Consider the following 13828-nt stretch of genomic DNA (forward strand, 5'->3'; position numbering starts at 1 on the left):
AGCGCTAGTGGACGGGGATGACGCGCAGCAGCCGGGAGCCGTGCGCGGGGAGCGTGGCGGCGAAGCGGTCCCGCTGCGGGCCGAGTTCGGTGTGCGTCCACAGGTCGCGGACGAGCGCCCGGCCGGTGAAGCCGAGGTCGCGCCAGGTGGCGGTGACGGTGGCGGTCGACGCGTCGAGGTTGAACAGGGCGACGGTGTAGCTGCCGTCGTGGTTGTCGCTGAACCAGGTCTGTTGCTGGCTCGCCTGGGACACCGGGTGGGCGGGATGGCCTGCCTGGTCGACGGCGACGACCTCGTCGTTGGTGAGCATGCGCAGATCCTGACTGTCCATTGTGGTCAGGTCGGTGCCCAGCAGCAGTGGGGCGGCGGACGCGGCCCACAGCGTCATGGTGCTCTGCCGCTCGTCGGGAGTGAGGCCGTCGCGGCTGCCGTTGCCGATCTCCAGGGAGTCCAGGTCGTTCCAGCCGCCGGGCCCGGCGAAGGGCACCCACTTGGGCACGTCGGCGAACCGCTTGGCGACGCGCAGGTCCCAGTTGGTGAGGCCGGGGCAGTGGCTGTAGCACTCGACGTCGCCCTCGATGCGCCAGCCGTTGCTGTCGGCCCGCCAGGTGTCGGCGTTGGCGAAGCTCAGCGAGTTGGACAGTTCGAGGTGGATCGGGCGGCCGGTGTGCGCGATCGCGTCGTGCCAGTGCGCGATGTCGGCGCGGTTGTCCGCGGGGTTGCGGCCGCCACCGGGCCCGACGAAGTCCATCTTGACGTAGTCGACGCCCCAGGACGCCAGCAGGTCGGCCTGGGACTGCACGTACCGCGCGGCCCCCGGCTTGGTGAAGTCGATGCGCCACGCGTCCCCGACGGTGTTGCCCAGCGTGCTCGTGTCGGCGATGTCCTTGGCGTGGTAGGGAGTCTCGTTGATCGGCAGGTTCGCGTCGACGGCCGCCTTGGGGATGCCGGGCACCAGGTAGAGGCCGAACCGGAGGCCGAGCGCGTGGAGGTGTGCGGCGAGCGTCGGGATGCCGTGCGGGAACTTGGTGGTGTTCCAGGTGTTGCGGCCGTAGCCGTCGAGGTGGTCCGACCAGCCCGCGTCGATGTTGACGTAGCGGTAGCCGTGCGCGAGCAGCGAGTCGTGCATGACCTTCGCCTGCGCCTCGATGCCGGCCTCGGACACGTTGCCCCGGATGGAACTCCAGCTGCTCCAGCCCATCGGCGGGGTTGCTGCGACGACCGGGTGCGCCGGAGGTGTGCCGGGGATCGGCACGAGCACGCCGATCCAGCCGAGTGTCGCGCCGAGCAGAACGCCGAGCCAACGGGTCACCATCGCCGCCTACTTCCCCTTGGACAGTCACCAGTGGGGCAGCCCGGCGGCGTACGGGCGAGCCTGAACGGCTCTAGGTGTACCGCCAGGGATGGGCTGAGGCAAGGACTGCGGCCGTGAACATCGGTTGTCTTCAGCAACGAGCCAGGTGGAACGGGTGGGAAAGCGAGAAGTTCGCGTGATTCATCGGGTCAATAAGCGGTGCTTGGCTCGACGTGTTTCCGCCCTTTCGGCACAACGGGTACGAATCCGTGTTCGACCGGTTGCGGGCTGTCACATTGCGGCCGGCCCGGCCGATAACCGTGGCGAGCGACTCGCGACTTGGGGGGCTGCGTGACCGGACGCGTGACACTGGCGGGACGCTCGCGCGTCACGGGTGAGCTGTTCGACCACTGCATGCGGCGCACCGGCGACGAGCCCAGGGAACTGCCGATCATCGTGCTCTGCGGCCCGCGCGGCACCGGGAAAACCGTGCTGCTGCGATATCTGACCGACAGCTGCGCCGACTCGGTCGCCGTGCCCTACGTGTTCCACGACTGCGCGCGCCGGCCGCCGGAGTCGGCCTGGCGGCTCGTCTGCGACCTCGCCGACGACCTGCACGGCCACCCGTGGCGCAAGTTCGGCCGACTCAACTTCCCCAGGGTCACCCTCGGGCGGCTGGCCGCCGCGCAGGACCGGCTGCCCGACGACCTCTCGGCGGCGCAGGACGCGCTGGCCGAGGCGCTGCGCCGCGCGGCCAACCTGCGGGACCGCGCCGACGCGGCGGGCGGCATCGTGCTCGACGTGGCGCAGGCGTTGCACCTGCCCAGCCTGCCGCCCGACCTGATCAAGCGCTTGGTCGGTCGCGCGGCGAGCTCTCGGCAGGCCGTCGAACAGCTCTACCGCAGGGGACTCGGCTGGTACCGGTCGGAGTTCGACCACCCGCAGCACAGCGGCCTGCGCACGCTCGTGACGCTGAACTGGAGCCAGCACTCGGCCGGCCGCGCCGAGCGGGCCAGGGCGTCCCGCATGCTGACCGAGGCGCTGCTCGCCGACATCGCCGACAGCTACGGCAGGCGGCGCGGGTTCAACTGCGCGATCCTGCTGGACAACTGCGACGCGGGCGGCGCGGCGGACTTCCTCAACGACGTGGCGGACATCCGGGCGACCAGGTCGGGCGGCGGCGCGGCCGACCCCGTTCTCGTCGTCGCGGCCAGCCGCACCCAGCCGGCGCTGACCGGCCTCGCCGACGCGTGGATGTTCCCGTGGGAGACCGACCGCAAACCCGCGAACCGCATGCCCGAACCGGACACGGCCAGCTACCTGGACTGGCGGGAGAGTCGTGGCCCGCAACGGGATCCGGCCTCGTGGTGGTACCCGGTGCACCTGCGCGACCTCGCCGTCACCGAGCTGGACCGGTCCCTCGGCGAGCGTCGCCGGTTCGTGCACCGCCTCACCCACGGGCACCCGTGGAGCGTCCGCGCGGTCGCCGCCGCGATCCCGACACCGCAGCCAGGCCGACAGGCTCGGGAGGGCGACTTCCGCCGCGTGCTCGACGCGTTCGAACAGCAGGCGGGGCACCTGTTCGCCGGGCTGCCGGACCGGATGCGCGCGAACCTGGTCCGCTGGTCGGCCGCGCGCGACCTCGACACCGCGATGCGTTCCGGCATCACCAGGGGCGGCGGCGGGGTCGGCACCGCGCTGTACGAGGAACTGGTCAGCCGGATGTGGCTGGTGCAGGACGGGCGGCCGCACCGCGTCGGCCTGCATCCCTGGCTGCGCAGGCTCCTGCTGCACGAGCTCGCGGTGGCCGGCGACGGGTGGAAACCCGTGCACACCATGCTCCGCGACTACTGCCTGACCCACCGGCTGAACCTCGACGCCGCTTACCACGACCTGGCCCTCGGCGACGTGCGGCCCGCGGTGCGCCACCTCGGCGACAGGTTGCACGAGCTGAACGCCGAGTCCTGGATCGCGGAGTTCAACACCGTCACCTCCGCGCCGAGCGACAGCGACCGGACCCCGCTGGAACTGGCCACCGACCGGCACGACGGGCTGATGGGCGGGCGGTCCGAGACCGTGCTCGGTTCGGTCGTGGAGAACACGCTGTGGTCGATGGTCACCGCGCGATGGCTGTGGTCGGACCCCGTGCGGGACCCGTTGATGACCATGAACGACACGATCGCCGAGGGCTTCCTGCGCCTGGCCGAGGTCGCCTCGGCCGGCATGACCCGGTACCGCGAGGAGGCCAGGAGATACCGGGAGCTGACCGCCCGCTGAGCCGGCGCCGACGACGAAACCCCAGGGGACAAGGCATGGCCGACGAGGAAGAGCGACGAGCTGGGCGGCAGCGCGACGCCGACGAGGACGAGCGCCGCGTGCGGGCCAAGCGCGCCGCCGACACCGAAGCCGAGGCGGACGCCGACGCCGATCCGGTCGCGGCGGAGGAGCCCGCCGAGGTGCGACACGGCCGCCCGCTCAACCCGAGGCGGCCCCTGCACCGCAGGCCGCTGCCCTGGGTCGCCGTGGGAGTGTTGGTGTTGCTGGTGATCGGGCTGCTGGTGTGGGCGCCGTGGCGACAACCGACCGTGCGCGTCACCGACGGCGGCGACGTGCTGGCCGACTACCTCGGCGACGTGTCCGGCCGGATCAGGGACGAGAACCGCAGCCTGCCGGACGGGAACTTCGTCAGCGTCGCCTTCATGATCGCCATCCGCACGCCGGCGGACGACATCAACGGCCAGTCCGCGATCCTGCACGAGCTGGAGGGCGCGTTCCTCGCCCAGCACTGGGCCAACCATCCCGACGGGACGGCCGCGTTCGCCACGGACCGCCCGCTGGTGAAGCTGTTGGTCGCCGACACCGGGTTCAAGGGCACGGACTGGTCGGAGACGGTGGCGCAGCTGGTGCGCGCCGTCGGCGAGCAGCACCTGGTCGCGGTCGCCGGGCTCGGGTCGAGCACCACGCAGACGCAGGCGGCCGTCGACGAGTTGGCGCGCAACAAGATCCCGATGATCGGGGCGGTAGTCACGTCGGCGAAGCTGGCCGCGGCCGGGCTGGTGCGGGTCGCGCCGACCGACCACAACGAGACCGACGCGATGGTCAACTACCTCAGGGGCACGCAGGCGTGGAGGGACGCGGCCGACCCGAAGTCCTATCTGGCGTACCTGATCCAGGACAAGGCGGAGAACGACACCTACGCCGCCGACCTCGCCCAGTCGTACCGGAAGTCCTTCGGCGAGGGTGACCAGGGGAACGACAGGGTCCACGTGCTGCTCCAGGACGAGCAGGGGCTCTACGACGGGTCGCAGCCGGCCGCCGGCAACGCGCTCAGCCGCCAGGCGGACACCGTGTGCGTGATCAGACCCAGGGTGGTGCTGTTCGCGGGCCGCAGCCAGGACGTGCAGACCTTCGTCGCCGACCTCGCCGGGCGGCGGTGCGCCGACGCGCCGATCACGGTTGTCACCGGCGACGACGTCGACCACCTCAACATCCCGCGTCCGCCGGGGGCGGGCCCGCTGTGGGTGGAGCAGAACTCCGGCATCGAGGTCGTCTACACCGCGCTGGCCTCGCCGCAGACCTGGCAGCTCGACCAGGACGCGGTGTCGCGGTCGACCGTCGCGCGCTTCGCCACCTGCGTCGGCTGCTTCCTGCACTACTTCGCCGACCCGAAGGGGCTCGACGACGGCCACGCGATCATGGCGCACGACTCGGTGCTGACCGCGGTCACCGCGGCCCGCAACGTGGTGTCCCAGACCAACCCGACGCCACCACCCGCCGCCGCGCTGACCAACGGCCTCTACTCGATCGACGCCCAGCACGCCGTGCCCGGCGCGAGCGGCTACATCTACTTCCAGGGCTCCACCAACGGCCAGGACGGCGTGCCGGCGAGCAAGCTGGTCCCCATCCTCAAGCTGAACCCGGACGGCAGCGCCACCGAGCAGGGGCTGTCCTCCGGCACCGGTACGCTGCCGGGGCCGCCCAAGTAACGGCGACTCGAGGACCTGCCCTGGCCTAGGCCACCGCGCGGACGGCCGCGCGGATCAGGTCCGCGACCGCGTCCGGGCGGGACACGTGCGGCAGGTGCGAGGTGTCCAGCTCGATCGTGTCGGCCCCCATCTTGGCCGCCATCGCGCGCTGCGCGCCCGGCGGCAGCGCGCGGTCCCCGGCTGCCACCAGATACCAGCTGGGCAGGCTCGCCCAGGCCGGGGGACCGGACCGGTCGGACTGGGTGGCCATCGCCAGCGGGCGCTGTGTCACCGCGAGCACCGCGGCCCGCTCCGCCGGCACGTCGTGCGCGAGGACGTCGTGGAACCGAGCCTGGTCGAGGTACACATCGACGCCGGTGCCGCCGTCGGGCAGCGGGAACGGCCTGGTGACGATCGCCTCCTCCGGCACCCCGCCGGGGTGGTCGCCGACGGCGTCCTGGGCGTTCTCGCCCTCGGCCGGCCCCATCGCCGCGAGGTACACCAGGGCGCGGACGTTGGGCTCCCGCCCCGCGTTGGTGATCACCGCGCCGCCGTAGGAGTGCCCGACCAGCACCACGGGGCCGGGCACCGTGCGCAGGACGCTCGCCACATAGGCGGCGTCGTTGTCCTGACCCCGCAACGGGTTCGGCGGCGCGAGCACGGTGTGCCCGTCGCGCAGCAGGCCGGCGACGACCGCGTCCCAGCTGCTCGCGTCGGACAGGCCGCCGTGCACCAGCACGACCGTCGGCCTGGTCATGCCGCGCCGTTGAGCAGCGCGGCCTCGACCTCGGGAGCCAACCCGACCGCCGGCCGGTCCTTCCGGTGCGGCGCGACGCCGCCGAGGCCCGTCAGCCAGGTCCACGTGTCGGCCACCGTCTCGCCGACCGGCCGGCACACCAGCCCGGCCGCGACGGCCTTGGACGCGTCGGCGCGGTGCATGGTGTCGTACAGCTCACCCGGCGGGAGCCAGATCGGCAGGTCCGTCCACGGCTGCACCCCGGCCGCCGTGATCGCCTCGGGATCGACCCAGCGCAGACGCGCGTCGGACCCGGTCGCGGCGACGCACGCCTCGAGCAGTTCGCGCATCGTGGTGTGGCCGGGCTGGCTGACCAGGTTGTACGGCCCGTCGAGGCCGCGCTCGGCCGCGTCGAGGGTCCAGCGGGCGAGGTCGCGGACGTCGATGTACTGCAACCGCAGGTCGCTCGGCCCTGGAGCCAGCACGTCGCCGCCGCGCGCGATCCGGTTCAGCCACCACGGCAGCCTGCCGATGTTCTCGTACGGCCCGATCACGAGCCCGGCCCGCGCGAACAGCGCCCGGTCGCCGAACTCGGCCGCGACGGCCAGTTCGCCGCCGCGCTTGGCATTGGGGTAGTCCACGTCGCCGTCGTCCGGCGACCCGTCGACCAGCGGCGCACTCTCGCCCGCGCCGACCGGGCTGGGATAGGCGTACACCGACCTGCTGGACACGTAGACGTAGCGCCCGACCCGCCCGGCCAGCGCCCGCGCCGCGTCGCGTACCGCAGACGGCGCGTCGGTCCAGGTGTCCACCGCAATGTCCCATTCGCCGCCGTCGAGCGCGGCGAGCCCACCGGGAGCGGTGCGGTCGCCGCGCAGCCCCGTGACACCCGAGGGCGGCTCGTGCGTGCCCCGGTTGAAGACGGTGACCTGCCAGCCGCGCGCGAGCGCGTCCTCGACCACGGTCCTACCGACGAACTCGGTTCCGCCAAGCACAAGAAGCCTCATGGGCGGTAGTCTGCCGGTTCGGTACCGCCGATCCGGGCATTCTCGCTCACGGCGAAATCGCCCGAAGCGGAACTTTCTGCCGGCCGGGTTGCGGGAAGCAGACGCTGGGACGGTAGCCACGGCCCTCGGCCGGTGTGATCATGGCCTGCGGGCCCGCTTCCCTGGGCGGGTCGCACCACGACCGGAGGAGCTGTCGATGGAGCGTCGTACCGTCCTGCGTGGTCTGCTCGCCGTGCCGCTCGGCGCAGCGGCCGCGACGTACCTGGCCGATCCCGCCAACGCCGACTACACCACCACCGTCAACCCGTCCGTGAACTGGGGCACCTGGGAGGGCTGGGGCACCTCGCTCGCCTGGTGGGCCGCGGCGTTCGGCGACCGCGACGACCTCGCCGACATCTTCTTCACCCGCAACACCGTGCAGTACCAGGGACAGTCGCTGCCCGGCCTCGGGCTGAACATCGTGCGGTACAACGCGGGCGCGTCGACGTGGCACAGCATCAACGGCGAGTCCATGGTGACCTCGCCGAACATGATCCCCGGCCGGCAGGTCGAGGGCTACTGGCTCGACTGGTACAGCGCCGATCCCGCGTCGAGCAGCTGGAACTGGTACGCGGACAGCAAGCAGCGCAACATGATGTGGAAGGCACGCGACCGGGGCGTGAACCAGTTCGAGCTGTTCTCGAACTCGCCGATGTGGTGGATGTGCAAGAACCACAACCCGTCGGGCGCCGCGGACGGCAGCGAGAACCTCCAGTCGTGGAACTACGACCAGCACGCCGTGTACCTCGCGACGATCGCCCGCTACGCGCACGACCGGTGGGGCGTGAACTTCACCTCGGTCGAGCCGTTCAACGAGCCGTCCAGCTCGTGGTGGAAGGCCGACGGAACCCAGGAGGGCTGCCACTTCGACCTGTCCACCCAGCGGACCGTCATCAACAACCTGCGCGCCGAGCTGAACGCGCGGGACCTGGGGTGGATGCCGGTGACCGCGTCGGACTGCTCCTACTACGACGAGGCGACGGCCGCGTTGAACAGCTTCGACTCGGGCACCCGCAACAACATCGGCCGGATCAACGTGCACGGCTACCAGTACGGCGGCGGCCGGCGCGACCTGCTGTTCAACGCGGCCTCGGCCGCCGGCAAGAGGATCTGGAACTCCGAGTACGGCGGCGGGGACACCAGCGGCATGGAGACGGCGAGCAACCTCAACCTGGACTTCCGCTGGCTGCACCCCACGGCGTGGGTCTACTGGCAGGTGGTGGACGGCGGCGGCTGGGGCCTGATCCAGAGCGGCAACGGCGCCACCGGGCAGGTCAACCCGAAGTACTTCGTGCTGGCGCAGTACATGCGGCACATCCGGCCGGGCATGCGGATCATCGACGGCGGCGAGGGTAACACCGTGGCGGCCTACGATGCGGCCAACCACAAGCTCGTCATCGTCGGCACCAACTACGGCACCGGCCAGTGGATCAACTACGACCTGTCGCGGTTCGGCACGCCATCGCACGACGGCGCGCTGGTGGATCGGTGGTGCACCAACACGGGCGGCGGCGACAGCTACGTCCACCACGCGGACACCTACGTGCGCGGCACCCGGTTCTGGTCGTGGTTCGCGCCGAACACCGTGCAGACCTTCGAGGTCCCCGGGGTGTACCTGTGAGGTGACACCGGCCCTGCCCCGGCCGCCGCCATGCCGGCGGCCGGGGCGCGGTCGAGTCACCCCGACGTTGTCCGCGCTCCGTGGCGGTGCGACCTCACGCGGGCACGGCGGGGATGTCCCGGTCGAGGTCGGCGCGCAGCTGCGCGAAGTCGATGCCGGCCTCGGCCAGCACCTTGGCGGCGAGGCCCTCGCCCTCGCGGAGCAGGCCGAGCAGGAGGTGTCCGTCGGCGATGTGCTTGTGTTTCAGGCGAAGCGCCTCGCGCAGGGACAGTTCGAGGACCTTCTTGGCGCGCTTGGTGAACGGGATGTGTCCGCCGCCGGCGAACCTGCCCGCCCTGGTGTGGGCCGGGTCGCGGTCGAGGGCGCCGCGGCCGAACGTGGCCTCGACCTTCTCCTTGATGGCGGACAGGTCGATGCCGATCGTCCCCAGTGCGTCCGCGTCCCGTGCGTCGAGGCCCGGCGTCCCCAGCAGCCGGAGGACCGTGGTCTCTGCGTAGGCGAGGTCGAGGCCACGGACCACGAGCAGTCGGGCCGCCAGGGTGTGTGGCTGGCTGAGCAGGCCGAGCAGCAGGTGCTCGGTGCCGATGTAGTGGTGGCCGAGGCGGCGTGCCGCGCTCTGGGCGAGGACGACCGTCTGGCGCGCGTCCTGCGTGAACTGTTCGAACATGTCTAATTCCCCCGTCGCAGTAGTCCGCGCCCACCGGCGTACTTCTTGTGCACCGCCTGCCTGGTCACGTCGAGGCAGGCGGCGATGTCCTGCCACGACCAGTTCTGGTCCCTGGCGTTCTCGACCTGGAGGGCCTCGAGGCGTTCGACCAGGACCCGCAGCGCCCGCACGGCCCGCAGGCCGACGGCCGGGTCGCGGCTGCCCGCGTCGGAGGCCAACTGTGCTGTGTCGCTCACAGGTGTCAACGTAGGTTGACGCGCGAGACATGTCAACCTTGGTTGACGCGAGGGTCGGGATGGCGCGGCACGGGTGCCGGGGGAGGAGCTGCCGTGCCGGGGGCCGTCAGGCGCTGCGCGCGGCCATGATGTGCGGCATGTTCTCCTTGCCCCAGGCGCTCAACGGCCGCAGCGCCGCGTTGAGCGACTCGCCGAGCGGGGTGAGGGAGTACTCGACCCTCGGCGGGACCTCGGCGAAGACCTCGCGGTGCACGATCCCGTCGGCCGCGAGCTCGCGCAGCTGCTGGGTCAGGATCTTCTCGCTGACGTCGCCGACCAGCCGGCGCAGCTCGCCGAAACGGCAGGCCTCGCTGGTGGTGAGCGCCCACAGGATGAGCACCTTCCACTTGCCGTCGATCACGTCCATCGCGGCGTCGATTCCGCAGGCATACGGCTGAACCTTCACGTCACCAGTATGCGGGCTTTCGCGGTGCGGCGAACGACCGTGCGGGTGGCCCGGGTCCTACCGAGCCACCCGCCCCGCCTGACTTCGCCTAGCCCATGCCTAACCCGCGCCTAGCCCACGCCGTTGAGGAAGCTCTGGAACTCGTTGTCCAGCCGCACTCCGTAGGTCAGCTCCCCGCTGGAGTCGCCGCCCTCGTTGTCGCCGCCGACGCTGGCGACCACCGTGCCGTGCTGGGTGTTTGCGTCGTAGTTCACCAGGAACGCGGCGCCGCTCACGCCGTCGCCGAACGCCTTGCCGCAGTCCGCCTGGAACTCGTCCTTGTGCCCGCTGACGGGATGCACGGTGACGGGGACCCCGCAGTAGTACGGCCGGCCCTTCGCTGCGATCGGGTAGCCGATCGAGGTGATCGAACCGGAGATCGGCGCGTTGATCTGGTAGTCCTGCCCGCCGACCACGTCCTGGATGTTCTGGCCCTGCCCATTGGGGTTGAGCTCGAACAATGCGACGTCGTAGTCAGGGTTGCGGTGCAGGATGCCTCGCTTGGACGGCAGGTGGTAGGCCTTCACGCTCCACTTGCCGTACGGCGCCTGGTTGCCGCTCGCCGTGTCGTACCCCGGAGTGAAGCTGAACGCCGAGCCGGGCGGGTGCACCACCAGGTGGTCGATGCAGTGCGCCGCGGTCAGCACGATGTTGTGCTTGGGGGTGTTGAGCACCGTGCCGGTGCAGATCTGGCCGTAGCCGACGAGCGACAACGCCCCGACGGTGGGGATCGCCCCCGTCGGGGCGGCGTCGCGAGGTGCGGTGGCCGCGGTCGCGGTGGCCGCGGTGGCCGATAACAGGAACACCGCTGCCGCGGCGGCGAGAACGCCGGTGAGAGTGCGCGACAAATCTCCTCCTGGGTCGTCCGGGCCTGCAAGAAAGGCCGTGTTGCCAAGGAAGATCATCGTAGGGCCGCCGCGGCGACCGCGGTGGGTGTTCGGGAAAAGGCCAGTGTGTGTTTGGGAAAGGGCTGTCGGGACGGGACTTCGCGGGTGCGGGACGCGTGAACCGTTGGCGCGCAGCTCATCACGCGACCGCGCGGCGCGGTTGTCCTGCCCCGTCGGGAGTGTCTAGTAGGCGACGCCCACGACCTGCCGCGCCGTCGCCGGGTTGTCCACCATGGCGAGCATCGCGTGCGCGAGGTCCGCGCGGGAGATCGACGTGCCGCGCGGCACGGTGCCGCCGATCGTCGTGCGGTATTTGCCGGTCAGCGGCCCCTTGGTGAGGTAGGGCGGCCGGGCGATCCGCCACTCCGCGTCGCTGCCGCGCAGCTCCTTCTCCATCACGGCGAGATCCGCGTAGACCTCCCGCAGAATCGCCCGCAGCAGCGGGATCATGATCGCGCGGGAGAAGAACGGCTCGCCGTCGGGAAGCTCACCGACGGGCACCGCGCTGATCGCCGCGAACCGCCGCACCCCGCAGTCGTCCATGGCGGTCAGGATCGAGCGGGTCGCCGCCGAGGCGATGCCGACGCCCTTCCTGCCGTTGGCGCCGAGCGCGGAGATGACCGCGTCCTGCCCCTCCAGCGCTTCGTGCAGGGCCGAGGGGTTGGTCACGTGCGGGGTGAGCACCCGCAGGTCGGCGTGCTCGATGGCGAGCTTGGCCGGGTCGCGGACGACGGCGGTCACCTGGTGCCCGGCGTCGAGTGCCTGCCGGACGACGTGCCCGCCGGTGCCGCCGGTCGCGCCGAAAACCGTGAGTTTCATGAGCCACGCTCCAGGGTGGGTAAGTGTTCACTCACCGAGTAGGATGGTCACTCGACAGCAGTCCGTCAAGCCAAGGCAGTGAAAGGTCCCGATGCCACAGCAGCCCGCCCCGACCCGGCAGCGCATCCTCGACGCCGCCGACCGGCTCATGCGCACCATCGGCCTTGCCAGGGTCACCACCAAGGAGATCGCCCGCGCCTCGGACTGCTCGGAAGCCTTGCTGTACAAGCACTTCGCCAGCAAAGAAGAGATCTTCGTCGCGGTTCTCCAGGAGCGGCTGCCCGCGCTCGGCCCGCTGCTGGCCGAACTCACCGCCGACGCCGGCGGCCGGGACACCGGGCAGTGCCTCATCGACATCGCCAGGCAGGCCGCGCTGTTCTACGAGGCGAGCACGCAGATCGGAGCGTCGCTGTTCGCCGAGCCCGCCCTGCTCGAACGGCACCGCGCGGCCCTGCGCGAACTCGACGCCGGCCCGCACAAGCCGGTGCTCGCGCTGGCCGAGTACCTGCGCCGCGAGCGCACCGCCGGCCGCATCCGCACCGACGCGGACCCCGACGCCGCCGCGGCCATGCTGCTCGGCGCGTGCCACCTGCGGGCCTTCCTCGCGCACTTCACCGGCCAGCCGCCGCCGCAGTCCGCCGAGGCGTTCGCCGCCGGCCTGGCCGGGACGCTCATGGCGGGCCTCGCGCGCCAGTAGCGCGACAGGAAAAGCAACGAGAAGTCTCGTTGTTCGCCCGATTGGGTTGCCTCCTGCCGCCACACCGCCTCGCAGCGAGCCCAGCCGCCGAAATGCGTTCGCCCACCGAGCATCGGATCGGACACCATGCCCGGCGTGCCACCAGCATTCATCCCCGGTATCGAGTTGTCCGCCCGGCTGTACCGGGAAGCTGTGCGGCCCCTGCTGTCCGACCACTTTCCCGGACTCACCCACACCGCGGCCTTGATAGGTGCCGGCTCCGAGGTCCTCGGCTTCGACACCGAACGATCCACCGACCACGACTGGGGACCACGCCTGCACCTGTTCCTGGAATCGGCGGACGTCGCCGCACACCGCGACACGATCTCCAGCCTGCTGGCCGAACGACTGCCCACCAGCGTCGCGGGCTATCCCACCGACCTGATCCCGATCGGCAACCACGACACCCGCCACATGCAGTCCACCACCGGGCACATCCACCATGCGGTGGTCATCGCCGAACTCGGCGACTGGCTGACCGGCCACCTCGGCTTCGACCCCTTCGCCGAGATCACCACCCTCGACTGGCTGGCCACCTCGACCCAAGCCCTGGCCGAAGTCACCACCGGCGCGGTCTTCCACGACGGATCAGGCGACCTGCGCCGGGTTCGCCGTGCGCTGGCCTGGTACCCCGACGACGTGTGGCGCTACGTGCTGGCCTCTCAATGGCAGCGCATCAGCCAGGAAGAACCGTTCGTTGGCCGCTGCGATGAAGTCGGCGACAACCTCGGCGCGGCCATCGTCACCGCCCGCCTGGCCCGCGATCTGATGCGCCTGTGCCTGCTGATCAACCGCACGTACCCGCCCTACGGCAAGTGGCTGGGCAGCGCCTTCGCCCGCCTTCCCCGCGCCGCGCAACTCGGCCCGGTGCTGTCCGCCGCCGTGGCGGCCACCACGCCACACGACCGCGAACGGCACCTGACCGCCGCCTACGAAACGGTCGCCACCCTGCACAACGAGTTGACGCTGACGGCACCGGTCGATCCGCACGTTCGCCCGTTCCACGACCGCCCGTTCCAGGTGCTGCACGCCGAACGCTTCGCCACCGCCCTGATGGCCACCATCACCGACCCGGCCATACGGGACCTGCCGATGACCGGTGCCATCGACCAATTCGTCGACAGCACCGACGTCCTCGCCCACCGCACTCGCAGCCGGCACCTCGCAGCGGCGCTCTACCCGTCACCTCGATAGGCCGACGCTCCCGCGCCCTCGCACCATGGCGCCACGCGACCGGGGTCGACCGCCTGCCACCCGCAACGATGACTTGCCAAGCCCCACAGGGTGGGGACATCCCCACCGAGAAGGTGGACATGTCCCCACGGAGAAGTAAGGGG

The 13828-nt window shown here is 71.2% G+C and carries 13 protein-coding genes; 5 read left to right on the forward strand and 8 right to left on the reverse strand.

Annotated features, from left to right (window positions below; translation table 11 throughout):
• Nucleotides 1-4: 4 nt before the first annotated feature.
• Nucleotides 5-1315: a glycoside hydrolase family 27 protein gene (locus F0L68_RS02290; protein ID WP_149847693.1), complete on the reverse strand. Its 1311-nt coding sequence runs from the start codon at nucleotides 1313-1315 to the stop codon at nucleotides 5-7.
• 330 nt (nucleotides 1316-1645) lie between these two features.
• Here F0L68_RS02290 and F0L68_RS02295 point away from each other — a divergent pair, with 330 nt between their 5' ends.
• Both F0L68_RS02295 and F0L68_RS02300 read left to right on the forward strand, forming a co-directional pair.
• Entirely contained in the window at nucleotides 1646-3571 is a 1926-nt protein-coding gene (locus F0L68_RS02295) for an AAA family ATPase (RefSeq protein WP_149847694.1), read from the forward strand.
• Nucleotides 3572-3606: 35 nt separating this feature from the next.
• Nucleotides 3607-5280, forward strand: coding sequence for an ABC transporter substrate-binding protein (locus tag F0L68_RS02300; RefSeq protein WP_149847695.1), 1674 nt, complete (start codon nucleotides 3607-3609; stop codon nucleotides 5278-5280).
• A 25-nt stretch (nucleotides 5281-5305) separates the two neighbouring features.
• Here the strand turns inward: F0L68_RS02300 and F0L68_RS02305 are convergent, their stop codons facing one another.
• Together F0L68_RS02305 and F0L68_RS02310 are read right to left on the reverse strand one after the other, a co-directional pair.
• The gene (locus tag F0L68_RS02305; protein ID WP_149847696.1) at nucleotides 5306-6016 is read right to left on the reverse strand and encodes an alpha/beta fold hydrolase; all 711 of its coding nucleotides are present in this window, start codon (nucleotides 6014-6016) and stop codon (nucleotides 5306-5308) included.
• A complete protein-coding gene (locus F0L68_RS02310) occupies nucleotides 6013-7002 on the reverse strand; it encodes an NAD-dependent epimerase/dehydratase family protein (protein WP_149847697.1) in 990 nt (329 codons plus the stop codon). The genes F0L68_RS02305 and F0L68_RS02310 overlap by 4 nt, the downstream gene beginning before the upstream one ends.
• Nucleotides 7003-7198: 196 nt before the next feature.
• On the opposite strand from F0L68_RS02310, the gene F0L68_RS02315 reads away from it, so the two are divergent.
• Nucleotides 7199-8662 (forward strand): glycoside hydrolase, encoded by a 1464-nt coding sequence (locus tag F0L68_RS02315; protein WP_149847698.1) that lies wholly within the window; start codon nucleotides 7199-7201, stop codon nucleotides 8660-8662.
• Nucleotides 8663-8756: 94 nt separating this feature from the next.
• Here the strand turns inward: F0L68_RS02315 and F0L68_RS02320 are convergent, their stop codons facing one another.
• The 5 genes from F0L68_RS02320 to F0L68_RS02340 all read right to left on the reverse strand — a co-directional run bounded on the left by F0L68_RS02320 (nucleotide 8757) and on the right by F0L68_RS02340 (nucleotide 11755).
• Nucleotides 8757-9329 carry a Clp protease N-terminal domain-containing protein gene (locus tag F0L68_RS02320; RefSeq protein WP_149847699.1) on the reverse strand — a complete coding sequence of 191 codons (573 nt, stop codon included), beginning with the start codon at nucleotides 9327-9329 and terminating at the stop codon, nucleotides 8757-8759.
• A gap of 2 nt (nucleotides 9330-9331) precedes the next feature.
• Nucleotides 9332-9565, reverse strand: coding sequence for an RNA polymerase subunit sigma-70 (locus tag F0L68_RS02325; protein WP_149847700.1), 234 nt, complete (start codon nucleotides 9563-9565; stop codon nucleotides 9332-9334).
• Between the two features lie 106 nt (nucleotides 9566-9671).
• Nucleotides 9672-9983 (reverse strand): winged helix-turn-helix transcriptional regulator, encoded by a 312-nt coding sequence (locus tag F0L68_RS02330; protein WP_276313818.1) that lies wholly within the window; start codon nucleotides 9981-9983, stop codon nucleotides 9672-9674.
• 137 nt (nucleotides 9984-10120) lie between these two features.
• The gene (locus tag F0L68_RS02335; RefSeq protein WP_188316346.1) at nucleotides 10121-10897 is read right to left on the reverse strand and encodes a trypsin-like serine peptidase; all 777 of its coding nucleotides are present in this window, start codon (nucleotides 10895-10897) and stop codon (nucleotides 10121-10123) included.
• A 222-nt stretch (nucleotides 10898-11119) separates the two neighbouring features.
• Complete coding sequence (locus F0L68_RS02340) at nucleotides 11120-11755, reverse strand: NAD(P)-dependent oxidoreductase (protein WP_149847702.1); 636 nt, start codon at nucleotides 11753-11755, stop codon at nucleotides 11120-11122.
• A 91-nt stretch (nucleotides 11756-11846) separates the two neighbouring features.
• Here F0L68_RS02340 and F0L68_RS02345 point away from each other — a divergent pair, with 91 nt between their 5' ends.
• Both F0L68_RS02345 and F0L68_RS02350 read left to right on the forward strand, forming a co-directional pair.
• Nucleotides 11847-12452, forward strand: a complete 606-nt coding sequence (locus tag F0L68_RS02345; RefSeq protein ID WP_149847703.1) for a TetR/AcrR family transcriptional regulator — start codon at nucleotides 11847-11849, stop codon at nucleotides 12450-12452.
• Between the two features lie 126 nt (nucleotides 12453-12578).
• The gene (locus F0L68_RS02350) at nucleotides 12579-13685 is read left to right on the forward strand and encodes a DUF4037 domain-containing protein (protein ID WP_149847704.1); all 1107 of its coding nucleotides are present in this window, start codon (nucleotides 12579-12581) and stop codon (nucleotides 13683-13685) included.
• Nucleotides 13686-13828: the final 143 nt, after the last annotated feature.

Source organism: Solihabitans fulvus (assembly GCF_008386585.1).
In the GTDB taxonomy this organism is placed as follows: Bacteria; Actinomycetota; Actinomycetes; order Mycobacteriales; family Pseudonocardiaceae; genus Solihabitans; species Solihabitans fulvus.

What these genes read in the sequence shown, in the direction of transcription:
- F0L68_RS02290 (WP_149847693.1), bottom strand. Translation starts at nt 1,315, where the DNA reads ATGGTGACCCGTTGGCTCGGCGTTCTGCTCGGCGCGACACTCGGCTGG.
- F0L68_RS02300 (WP_149847695.1), top strand. Translation starts at nt 3,607, where the DNA reads ATGGCCGACGAGGAAGAGCGACGAGCTGGGCGGCAGCGCGACGCCGAC.
- F0L68_RS02305 (WP_149847696.1), bottom strand. Translation starts at nt 6,016, where the DNA reads ATGACCAGGCCGACGGTCGTGCTGGTGCACGGCGGCCTGTCCGACGCG.
- F0L68_RS02310 (WP_149847697.1), bottom strand. Translation starts at nt 7,002, where the DNA reads ATGAGGCTTCTTGTGCTTGGCGGAACCGAGTTCGTCGGTAGGACCGTG.
- F0L68_RS02315 (WP_149847698.1), top strand. Translation starts at nt 7,199, where the DNA reads ATGGAGCGTCGTACCGTCCTGCGTGGTCTGCTCGCCGTGCCGCTCGGC.
- F0L68_RS02320 (WP_149847699.1), bottom strand. Translation starts at nt 9,329, where the DNA reads ATGTTCGAACAGTTCACGCAGGACGCGCGCCAGACGGTCGTCCTCGCC.
- F0L68_RS02340 (WP_149847702.1), bottom strand. Translation starts at nt 11,755, where the DNA reads ATGAAACTCACGGTTTTCGGCGCGACCGGCGGCACCGGCGGGCACGTC.
- F0L68_RS02345 (WP_149847703.1), top strand. Translation starts at nt 11,847, where the DNA reads ATGCCACAGCAGCCCGCCCCGACCCGGCAGCGCATCCTCGACGCCGCC.
- F0L68_RS02350 (WP_149847704.1), top strand. Translation starts at nt 12,579, where the DNA reads ATGCCCGGCGTGCCACCAGCATTCATCCCCGGTATCGAGTTGTCCGCC.